This window comes from Paenibacillus koleovorans NBRC 103111 (assembly GCF_004000845.1).
In the GTDB taxonomy this organism is placed as follows: Bacteria; Bacillota; Bacilli; order Paenibacillales; family NBRC-103111; genus Paenibacillus_AA; species Paenibacillus_AA koleovorans.
In genome coordinates, this window is record NZ_BIMA01000170.1 from 1 (window position 1) to 10,641 (window position 10,641).

The window sequence follows — 10,641 nt, forward strand, 5'->3', positions numbered from 1 at the left end:
AATCATGTTTGTGACCCTCAATTATTTAACTATGGCGGGTTACGAGACCATTGTGCAAACTTCAGCTATACTTTTAAAGGAGGTCACTCTACACTTACCCAAAATGTTAAAGTTATAGTCGAAGAGCAGGTTGCTGCGATAGAAAACGGGTTGTCAATGCAAATTGATATTTCAAGATCTATGGCATCTATTCAACAAATGTAGAGAAGTCAAAATTTGCTGTTAAATGGATCCCTTTTGCGAATCCACTGATTTTATTATTAGAATTAGTTGGACAGATAGATCTCAAATGGATGCTTCAGGTAATTTCACCTCAGGATGGCTCTCTAGTAAGCAGCAAGTTGGTAGTCCTGATAGTTCATCAGATGAGCGTAATAGGAGGTAGCAATTTGAATATGAAACTATTACTCTTTCTCTTGCTTGGTCTTGTCTCGGCATCTATTGGATGTGCTAAAAGCGAGATGAGTAACTCAACAAAAATTAACAATACTTTAGCAACACCAGGTAACCCAGTAGTATCGAAATCAGGAAAGTATCAATTAATTGTTGAGGAATCCAAAGAAGATGGTGTCGCTAAGCAGTCTTTTATCATTAAAAATATAAGCAACGAGACTATATATAGTTCAATTGAAAAATTTAGGATAAGGGACACTTTGTATTTTTTATGGGATGAAGAAGATAGAGTTTGGGTTTACAGCGGTGATGTAGGAACATACATCTGGACTCAAATCAATGAACGCAGTTGGAATAAACAATCATTTTCTGAAATGAAAGGCGTACTGAACCCGCCTGAACAATTAAAAAAATTAAAACCTCACTACTTTAATTAGTTACTAACCAACATTCACAAACCAAACTTTAACCCACTAGATATGCTTTTCAATTTCATTCTTGTGGGTCATAGTTCGAGGATCTGGAAAAGGCGAAGAAACCAAGAATGACATCAATGATCAATAAAAAAATCCGACGATAGTCAATAGTATGAAACGGTTTAGAATGTGGAGAGTTCTACTACAGTGTCTGAATTTTATTTTTTAGTAACGTGTTGGAATCCTAACGGAAACTAAGAGAAGCTGGAGTGAGGACGAGAAAAATAACAAGTACCCTTAATAAGACTGGTAAGGATTAATTAATAGAATAGAATAACTTTCAAAATTGTATCTTCGTAAATCAAAGGAACGCCTTTAATGCAAAAATACGTGGCGGAATCCTACGACTGCTCTAAATTTAAATGCCATTATATAAAAACAACAACAGCCGGGCTGCCTCAGCTCGGCTGCGTCGTTTCTTCCTCGTCTTCGTCGTCCTTGCGGTCGTAAGGCTCACGGTCCTCTTCGTAGTACATCGTCGCACTCCTCCTTTCCGAGCAAAACGCTCTATCCTCACTATACCCGGTCAGTATTAATTTGAATCGCAAGTAACGTTAAGAGAATGTGAACAAGCCCAGCAGCCAAGCCAGCCACACGAACCAATTCGAAGTCACCGGAAACCCTACTAGCAAAAGAGTGCAAACCCGCCGGAAAAGTGCAACCCCCACTAACAGCGATACGCAAAAAAAGTGAAATTGAAGCACGGGCTCTGCTCCACAATAGTGAAGAGGACAGCCACTACATTGCTGACGCAGATAAGAGCGGCGCCTATGATCGCCATGACTTTGCACACGACTACCGAGAAGGGCATCATTGATAAAAAGCCATTTTGCCGAGCATTTGGGGCGATGCATTTATGAGGGTCTTAGGGTGGGCAAGGACTCGACAATTCCGAACACCGACGGCATGCGAAGGACCATCGATTACATGCACGAGCACTATGGCGATAAAATAAAGCTGGTCACCCTGTCGAAGCTGGCCGGCTTTACTCCTACCTCTTATTCCCGCGAGCGTCGCCATATCAGAGTGGCGTTGCTTCTTGTTTGCCGAATCAGGACAATTTGCGTTCGCTCGGGTTGGACCCCGTGCAGGCGGTCAATTGCCATCGCAGCAAAATGATTAGCGTGGAGGAGCATGGCGGATCTTGGAGGAACGAATGCATAGGCTAGCGTCGGCCGAACCCGAGCTCATCCTGTGGGACGGTCCGCCATCCGCTCAATTTGCTGCTGTACGCGGAGCTAAGCCTGAAGAAGGCTCCTGTGTGCCGAATTACGAGGCGATGCTGGAGTTCTCGCCGGATAAGATGCCCGACCTGGGGACGGACCACCTGTTCGTCCAGCATTCCATCGATTCCCGCGACGATCACTTGCTTCACTCGTTGCGACAATCGATGAAGAGGCCTTCCGCTGCTACTGCCACGACGACCGCGATGACACATGGCAAACTGTACGATGTGCCGAACTGGGTCGCGATGAGCTGGTCGCCTAGCGGGAGAAGAAAATTATCGAAGATTTGCTCGTTTACAGCCGCTAGAGTCGGCTACCTAACGCCTCATAAATCTCCTAATCTTTTAGCAATTGCCATCCGCTCCCAGCTCCTCTACAATAGAAAGAAAAGCGCTTTCGGAGAGAGGATGCTGAGTATGCAACCGTCGGAAATCAAACGTTTGGCTGATGCCATCAAAGCGAATGTACAGCAAGTCGTAGTGGGCAAATCAGCCGTGATCGATCAATTGTTAGTGGCATTAATTTCATCGGGCCATGTTCTCTTGGAGGATGTGCCGGGAACGGGGAAAACGCTGCTGGCGAAAGCGATGGCAGCTTCGGTGAGCGGCGTATTTAAGCGCATTCAATTCACACCCGACCTGTTGCCTTCGGACCTTAGCGGCATTAACTTCTACAACCAGCAGGCTTCGCGCTTCGAGTTCCGGCCGGGACCGGTGTTCGCGAACATTCTGCTCGCCGACGAGATCAACCGCGCGACGCCGCGCACGCAGTCGAGCCTATTAGAGTGTATGGAGGAGCGCCAGGTAAGCATCGACGGCGAGACGCGCAAGCTGGACCGGCCGTTCCTCGTTATCGCCACGCAGAACCCGATCGAGAACGCGGGCACGTTCCCGCTGCCGGAGGCGCAGCTCGACCGGTTCCTGCTCAAGGTGAGCATGGGCTATCCGAGCTTCGAGGAAGGCAAAGCGATCATGCAGCGGTTCAAGACGGACAACCCTCTCGACAAGCTGCAGCCCGTCGCTACCGCGGAGGAAGTGACCGCTGCGCAAGACGGCTATGCCCAAATCCGCGTCCATGAGGACTTGTACGACTACATGCTGCACCTGATCGAGCGCACCCGCAGCCATCAGGACATCGCGATGGGCGTCAGCCCGCGCGGCAGCCAAGCGTTGCTGCGCGCCGTCCAGGTGCACGCCATCCTCCAGGGCCGGGACTACGTCACGCCCGACGACATCAAGGCGATGGCGAAGCCGGTGCTGGCGCATCGCCTGATCCTGCGCGCGGCGACGACCCGCGGCGCCAAGGGCAACCCGGCTGAGGCAATCCTCGACCAGCTGCTCGCCGAGCTCGTCGTGCCTGCGGAGCCGCAGCTTCAAGGCCGAGGCTGAGGCGGGACGACGCTATGACATTGGCATGGCTGCTGTTCGTCGCCTTCATCGTCATTTTCGTGCAGGGCCGAATGTTCGACCGGTTCGGCCTGCGCCGAGTTACTTACACGCGAAGCTTCAGCGAGCGCGCCTGCTACGAGGGCGAGGAGGTGCTCCTGATCGAGCGCATCGCGAACGTCAAGCCGCTGCCGCTGCCCTGGCTGCGCCTGGAGTCGCTGATGTCCGCCTCGCTGCGGTTTCCGCGGCAGGACAACTTCGACGTCCATAGCGGCACGCTCATGCAGAATCAGAAAAGCTTCTTCTCGCTCATGCCCTACTCGAGCGTGACGCGCAAGCATCGCATCCGGGCCACTAAGCGCGGTTGCTACGATTTGAGCACGATGTCGCTCACGTGCGGCGATATCTTCGGCATGTCCAAGACGACCAAGACGCTGCGGCTGGACGCCCGGCTGCTCGTGTACCCGCGGCTTGTCCCGATCGGCGACATCCCGCTCCCGTCCCACAGCTGGCAAGGCGATGTGACGGTACGGCGCTGGATTCTGGACGACCCGTTCATCATCCAAGGCGCACGGGAATACCGGTATGGCGACCCGCTGAACGCGGTGAACTGGAAAGCGACCGCCCGCTCCGGTCGTCTTCAGGTCCATCAACGGGATTTCACCTCCGATCACCGGCTGATGATTTATTTGAACTTCGAGCTGAGCGAGCAAATGTGGAGCCAGGTGTCCGACCCGGAGCTGGTCGAGCAAGGGCTGCGCTTCGCGGCTTCGCTCGCGGCGGATGCGATCCGGCGGGGCATCCCGACCGGGTTCGGCTGCAACAGCGGCACGATCGACGCGCCGAAGGAGATGGTCCGTGTAGAGCCCGGCAGCGGGGCCTCGCATACGGAGCTGCTGCTCGATACGATGGCGAAGGTCGTCGTAGACCGGACAATGGCGATCACTACGTTCTTGGACGAGGATCTGGCGCGCGGGGCGGAACGGCTGGATATCGTGCTGATTACCGCCTATGTGAGCGAGGAGATCCAGGAGCGCATTGACCGGCTGGAACAGACGAACAATGCGGTTCGGATTGTGCCTCTCGTTCGCAGCAGCGAAGAGGAGGTGCGCCTCGATGCGTAAATTCGGTCGACAGCTTGCTCTCTCTGCGGTGCGCGGCGCCATAGAGCTCATACTCTTTTACCCGGTCCTGCTGTTGTTCTCGCCGATTGAGGGCTTCCAGGACCAGTTCCACCTGTGGCTGCTTATGATGGCGGTCTACATGCCGCTCGGGACGATTGCGCGTTTCGCGCTGCGGTTTGAGCTTCGTTTCCTGCTTATTTTGGCAGGGATCGTGATTGTGGGGGGACTGACCTGGCTTGTATTCGGGCTGCAGCTCCAATCGCTGATCTCCGCGGCGGCAGGCGCCTTCCTGTTCTACCACGGCTTCCGTTCGGTCCGCACGCCCTGGCATCTTCTTTTCCCGGGCGGCGTTTATTGGGTCGCCTTGTTCCTTTATTTGCTGGCCGCCTTGCTGCTGTCGCGCATCACCGAATTCAAGCCTTACATGGACTATATGATCTGGTTCGGCGTGGCCGCCCTGCTCATCACAGTTTTCCTGTCGAACAACAGCAATTTGAAAGGAGAAACCCAGTCGGGCAGCGACAATGTGCGTTTGGCTCCAAGTGTCGTTTGGAAAAATCGGGTGCTGATCGGGATCACCTTGCTCGTTATTTTCGGAATCGGATTGATCGGCGTCATTCGGGATCTGTTCCTCGCGCTCCGGCAGCAACTGGTCGATCTGATCAATCGGCTGCTCGCGACCTCCGACGAACCGCCGGCTCCGACCCCGAGCCCATCCCCGACCCCGACGTCGAATGGCGGCATGCTTCCGCAGGCTGACAATGAACCGTCCGCTCTCATGGTCTTTCTCGACAAGCTGGCGATGTATGCAGGCCGGATATTAGCGCTTGTCTTAATTCTCGCCGCCATCTATTTCACAGGCAAAGCCATCGTTATCTTGACGCGCAAGCTAATCGCTTGGCTGCGGCAGCGGGAGGCCGACTCTGCGGGGTTCCGGGAGTACGAGGAGGAGAAAACGAGCTTGATCAGCTGGAAGGAGATCCGCGATCAACTTCGAGATCAGCTGTCGACGGCGGTCTCCCGGTTTAAGCGGGACCCGTCGTGGGAGCAGCTGGAGGGAGGGGAGCGCATCCGGCTCCTGTACCGGTTGTTTCTTCGGCGCAGCGTGAGTACGAAAGGAGCAGTGGACGAGGCGTTGCAAACACACTTGACTCCGCAGGAGCAGCTGGCGCTTCGCGAGGACCGGCTTATGCAGGAGCGGCAGCGCCAAGAGCTGGCCGATGCCTACAATGCGGTGCGATATGGCGGGGCGAAGCCCGATCCGGAGCTGCCGGACCGGATCAAGCGGGAGACCGGCCTTTAGGAGCAATGTGACGAAATTCCACCATCCTAATCGAATCTATTGTACAATAGGGAGATATGGAACAGCGGTATCACTATTGTGCGAGGGGTAGAACTGAATGTCTATACGGATTGAAAAAGCGGAATTGGCTCTAGAGCGGGAACCGCTGCAGAGCCCTTTCGGCTTTAAAGGCGGCTATTTGAGCGAGCTGTGGCAGACGCTGGCGATGCTGCGAAGCTCGAATGGGCGTGAGGCGGTCGGACTTGGCGTGCAGAGCGTGCTCTGGTCCGACCCGAATGTGTTCTTCGCCGTGCCGGAGCAAGCGGCCAACGGGATGATGCTGGATATGACCCGGCATGCGCTGCGGCTGGCGGTAGGGCGTGCATTCAGCGCTCCGCCGGAGCTGCTGGAGCAAGTCGTACATGAGACGCTTGAGCATGGACGCGCCTTGACCGGTCTTGCGACGCTTCGCGAGACGTTCGCGCTGAATGCGCTCGTGCCGGTCGATCACGCCGCTTGGCTGCTATACGCACAAGAGGAGCAGCTTGCCAACTATGACGAGATGATTCCAGCGGAGTACCGGGCCGCTTTAAACTATCGCAATCGCGAGCTGGCCTCCGTGCCGGTCGTCTCTTATGGACATAGCGATGCGGACGTGACCCGGATGCTCGATGAAGGCTATTTTCTGCTCAAGTTCAAGCTGGGAGCCGATCCCGACAAGGACGGCAGCCTGGATAAAATGCTCGAATGGGACAAGCAGCGTCTGACCGACGTGCATCGGCTGGCGGTGGAACGCGAGACGAAGTATACGGACTGCGGCCGCGTGCTCTATTATTTGGACTTGAACGGCCGGTACGACACGAAGGAACGGGTGCTGCGCTTGCTGGATCACGCCGATCGGATCGGCATGCTGGAGCGGGTCGTGCTTGTAGAGGAGCCGTTCCCGGAAGAAAATAAAACGGTCGTAGACGACTTGCCGGTGCGCATGACGGCCGACGAGAGCGTGCACAACCTGGCGGATGCGATCGAGCGGATCGAGCTCGGGTATCGCGCCATCACGCTCAAGCCGATCGCCAAGACACTCAGCGTCGCGCTGCAAGTGGCCAAGGCCGCTCACGACCGCAGCGTTCCGTGCTTCTGCGCGGATCTGACCGTGAACCCCTGGATGGTCGACTGGAACAAAAACCTGGCGGCCCGACTGGCACCATTGCCTGGCCTCAAGGTAGGGCTGATGGAGACGAACGGACACCAGAACTATGCGAATTGGGAGACGATGCGCGGCTACCATCCGGAAGGCTTCGCCTCCTGGACGCGGCCGGAGAACGGCGTATTCCGCTTGGATGAGGCATTCTATGCGCGCAGCGCCGGCTCCTTCGCCCGAAGTGCCCACTATGAATCCGTCGTGCAAACGAACCCCATTCTTAATCAACGAGGAGGCACCCACATATGAAACTGAGCTTCACAACGTTAGGCTGTCCGGATTGGACTTTGCTGCAAACTGCCGAGCGCGCTGCCGAGTACGGCTTTGACGGCATCGAGCTTCGCATCGGAGGCGACCGTCATGTCGATCCGACGATGAACGCGTCGGAGCGCGCCGAGGCGGCTGCAATGTTTCGCTCCCGCGGCATCGAGATCGTCAGCGTGTCCGGCTATACGAAGTTTACGAGCGACGACAAGGCGACGGTCGAAGACAACGTCAAGCAAATGCGGATCAATGCGGAGCTGGCTCATGATTTGGGCGCGAGCTATGTTCGCTCCTTCATCGGTATGGTGCCGGAGAGCTTGACGTTCGACGCGGCCGTCGAGCAAGTTGCCGAAGCGCTCGTCCGTTCCGCAGAGGAAGCGCGCAAGCTTGGCGTTTCGATCCTGCTCGAGACGCATGACGACTTCTCCTCCTCGGAATCGCTGGATCGGGTGCTGACGGCGGCGGGCCGGCCGGAAGGTCTGCTCGTTCTATGGGATACGGTTCACACGTATCATTGTGGAGAGCGGCCGGAGCAGGTTGTCCAACGGTTGGGCTCGGCCATTCGCCACACGCATTTCAAGGATGCGACGGAATCGCCTGCGGATGCCAAGGGCCGCAAATACAAGTACGTGCTGACCGGGGAAGGCTACATCCCGATTCGAGACACCGTGCTCGCGCTGCAAACGATCGGTTATGACGGCTATTTGTCGCTGGAGTGGGAGAAAATGTGGCATCCGAATCTGGAGGACCCCTCTATCGCCTTACCGCACTACGTGAAGTACATGCGCTCCTTGCTTGGTTCCTTGAGGGGATAATAAAGCATTATTTTTCCGCTCGAAACAGGCCTTATTTACTAAAGGTTTTAGTGGTGAGGAACCTTGCCCTTTTTTTAATCCCACCACCCGCAAAGTTAATAGAAGGGAGCACCTCTTATGGTCTCATCCATCTCCTCCTCCTCAGCCCATTCGACATCCTTCACTTCGGCTGAAGCGTTGCAGGCCAAAGCGGCCAAGCTGCAGGCGAGAGCCGCCAAACTGCAGGCCAAAGCCGCCGTCAGCGATCCGACCCTTGCTGCCGTGTACAAGAAGAGCAAGGCGGACAAAGCGGACAAAGTCAAAGGCAATCAGAACGCGTCTCAGGCTGCGGCAGCTCAGCAAATTTTCAAACAATGGAAGCAGTCCTTGGATACGGCCAAGAGCTCTTTTCTCGATTCGATCAAGAGCACGATCGACGCTTCGCCTGGCGTGGTCGGCAAACGAGGGCTGAATGAGCTTCGCTCGCAGCTGAGCGACTGGACGGAGAGCCAATTCGACGGCTTGTCGAACGCGCTCGAGGGCATCGATCGCGACACGACGCTCAAGCTGCTGAGCAAAGCCGACAAAGTGTTGGATAAGCTGGATGACAAGCTATGGAACGATGTGCGTGACCTGGTTCAAGTGCATACGCTGGAAGTCCGGGAAGCGCGGCGGGACTTCCGCCAGTGGACGCGGACGGTCGGCGATACGAGCGCGTTGTCGAATCGGGTGGCGCAGCAGCTGGAGGCGGATGCCGACGGGATCGTCACGCAGCAGGATAAGGATGCTTTCGACCAATGGGCGGCCGAGTGGACGACGAACTACAAGCTCAGCTTGAACTCGAGACTCGAGGATGCGCCTAGCGGCATCAGGAACAAGCTGCTGGAGCGGGCGGATGCCCAATTGAATGCGATCACGAATGTTTACAAGACCGCAACCGCAGATGCGATTCAGGCATACGGCGTGCGGGTAGATGCGGCCAAGTCGGCGTACGAGCAATGGGACGGCGGCTTGAACGGCGGGTCGGCGGATGTGCTGAGCTCGATCACGGCTTCCGTCTACGACGATGCGGACGATATCACCGATGCCGAGAAGCAGGCGTTTGCCGCTACGATGGCTGCCTGGGCGGACGGGAACAAGACGCAGATCGCGGATGCGCTGGCATCGGCTCCGGCCGGATTGAAGAATACGCTGCTGGGCCAAGCGGATACGAATCTGAACGATGTTCGCGACACCTTGAACCAGTTCGTGAACGAGTCGATCAATTTCCGGAATGCTGGGGACACTTTGGCGCGTGGCTATCTGGACGAGTGGACGAACGGGCTCGCTGCCGACGGGACCGATTACCTCGAAGACGTGAAGGCGTTGATCAAGCTCGACCCGGACAAAATTTCGGACAGCGAGAAGGAAGCCTATCGGAACCAGCTGAATGAGTGGATCGCCGGGGTGAAACAAGATTTTTCCGCCGGACTGACCGATAAATTGAACGAGTCTCTGACGGGGGTGCAGCGCAAGTACAACACCCTCGCTACGGATGCGTTGACGCAGAAGACGGATCAGCTCTGGAGCTCGATCGAGTCCGAGATTGCCGATTGGAACAACCGGGTGATTGAAACGCCTGGGAACGGTAATGGGAATGGGAATGGCAATGGTAGTGGCAACGGGAACGGCAATGGCGATGGAAACGGTAATGGAAATGGCAACGGCAACGGTAACAGCAATGGAAACGGCAATGGTAATGGAAATGGTAATGGAAATGGTAACGGAATCCCGGATGGCAATAGTAATGGGAATGGAAATGGCAACGGTAATGGCAACGGTAATGGTAATGGGAACGGAAACGGAAACGGAAACGGTAATGGTAATGGTAATGGTAATGGTAATGGTAATGGTAATGGTAATGGCAACAGCAATAGCAATGGGAACTCTGTTATTAAAAAGCTTCGCAATCTGTTCCGGCCGTTTTACGATTTCGAGTTCGGCTCCAGCACCCACAAGCTGAAGTTCAGCCTGAAGGGCGGGTCCGGCAATTTGTCGGGGTTGTTCTTCGTGAGCGACGGCCGCGGCAATAAGAAAGAAGTAACCCTCAAATTCAGCAACTCTGAAATTGAAGGCAAATTTATGGATTACGCCAAGAAGGAAGGCATACTGGGGAAAACGGTGTCGATCGACAAATTCAACGACATGATTGGCAAAATTCAAGACAGCGTCAGGGATTTGTCGCATATCGATCCGGACCGATTGAAGATGGTCGCGACGAAGGATGAGGAGTCCAAGAAAATGTACGGCATTTTCGACAACATGATCAACCTCTTCAAACTGATGATCAAATAAACCGTAAGAGACCGGCTGGGCGGATTTGCGCTAGGCCGGTTTTTAGTTGCAAGCTGGGACGGTGGACGGGCTTTAGTGCTAACAAGGGTGCTCTCCTTGCCCACTTCCTGCTGCCTACTCGCCGTCTATCGTCGAGTATACAACGTTACGCAAAGCATGTTA

Annotated in this window: 8 protein-coding genes; all 8 read left to right on the forward strand. The window is 55.1% G+C overall.

Annotated features, from left to right (window positions below; genetic code table 11):
• On the forward strand, window positions 1-204 hold a 204-nt coding region (locus PKO02S_RS32970; protein WP_218033970.1), incomplete at its 5' end, for a hypothetical protein.
• Between the two features lie 185 nt (window positions 205-389).
• Window positions 390-830, forward strand: a complete 441-nt coding sequence (locus tag PKO02S_RS30170; RefSeq protein WP_127588727.1) for a hypothetical protein — start codon at window positions 390-392, stop codon at window positions 828-830.
• Window positions 831-2,511: 1,681 nt separating this feature from the next.
• Window positions 2,512-3,483 (forward strand): AAA family ATPase, encoded by a 972-nt coding sequence (locus PKO02S_RS30180; RefSeq protein WP_127588733.1) that lies wholly within the window; start codon window positions 2,512-2,514, stop codon window positions 3,481-3,483.
• 14 nt (window positions 3,484-3,497) lie between these two features.
• The gene (locus tag PKO02S_RS30185; protein ID WP_127588729.1) at window positions 3,498-4,604 is read left to right on the forward strand and encodes a DUF58 domain-containing protein; all 1,107 of its coding nucleotides are present in this window, start codon (window positions 3,498-3,500) and stop codon (window positions 4,602-4,604) included.
• On the forward strand, window positions 4,597-5,907 hold the full coding sequence (locus tag PKO02S_RS30190) for a hypothetical protein (protein WP_127588730.1): 1,311 nt from the start codon (window positions 4,597-4,599) through the stop codon (window positions 5,905-5,907). Before PKO02S_RS30185 ends, PKO02S_RS30190 begins: the two co-directional genes overlap by 8 nt.
• Before the next feature lie 97 nt (window positions 5,908-6,004).
• Window positions 6,005-7,336 carry an enolase C-terminal domain-like protein gene (locus PKO02S_RS30195; protein WP_127588731.1) on the forward strand — a complete coding sequence of 444 codons (1,332 nt, stop codon included), beginning with the start codon at window positions 6,005-6,007 and terminating at the stop codon, window positions 7,334-7,336.
• Entirely contained in the window at window positions 7,333-8,166 is an 834-nt protein-coding gene (locus PKO02S_RS30200) for a sugar phosphate isomerase/epimerase family protein (protein ID WP_127588732.1), read from the forward strand. The genes PKO02S_RS30195 and PKO02S_RS30200 overlap by 4 nt, the downstream gene beginning before the upstream one ends.
• Before the next feature lie 117 nt (window positions 8,167-8,283).
• The gene (locus tag PKO02S_RS32855) at window positions 8,284-10,479 is read left to right on the forward strand and encodes a hypothetical protein (protein WP_176594941.1); all 2,196 of its coding nucleotides are present in this window, start codon (window positions 8,284-8,286) and stop codon (window positions 10,477-10,479) included.
• Window positions 10,480-10,641 lie beyond the last annotated feature (162 nt).

Bases quoted from the DNA above. Each gene is read 5' to 3' on its own strand.
- PKO02S_RS30180 (WP_127588733.1), top strand. From the start codon at position 2,512: ATGCAACCGTCGGAAATCAAACGTTTGGCTGATGCCATCAAAGCGAAT.
- PKO02S_RS30185 (WP_127588729.1), top strand. From the start codon at position 3,498: ATGACATTGGCATGGCTGCTGTTCGTCGCCTTCATCGTCATTTTCGTG.
- PKO02S_RS30190 (WP_127588730.1), top strand. From the start codon at position 4,597: ATGCGTAAATTCGGTCGACAGCTTGCTCTCTCTGCGGTGCGCGGCGCC.
- PKO02S_RS30195 (WP_127588731.1), top strand. From the start codon at position 6,005: ATGTCTATACGGATTGAAAAAGCGGAATTGGCTCTAGAGCGGGAACCG.
- PKO02S_RS30200 (WP_127588732.1), top strand. From the start codon at position 7,333: ATGAAACTGAGCTTCACAACGTTAGGCTGTCCGGATTGGACTTTGCTG.
- PKO02S_RS32855 (WP_176594941.1), top strand. From the start codon at position 8,284: ATGGTCTCATCCATCTCCTCCTCCTCAGCCCATTCGACATCCTTCACT.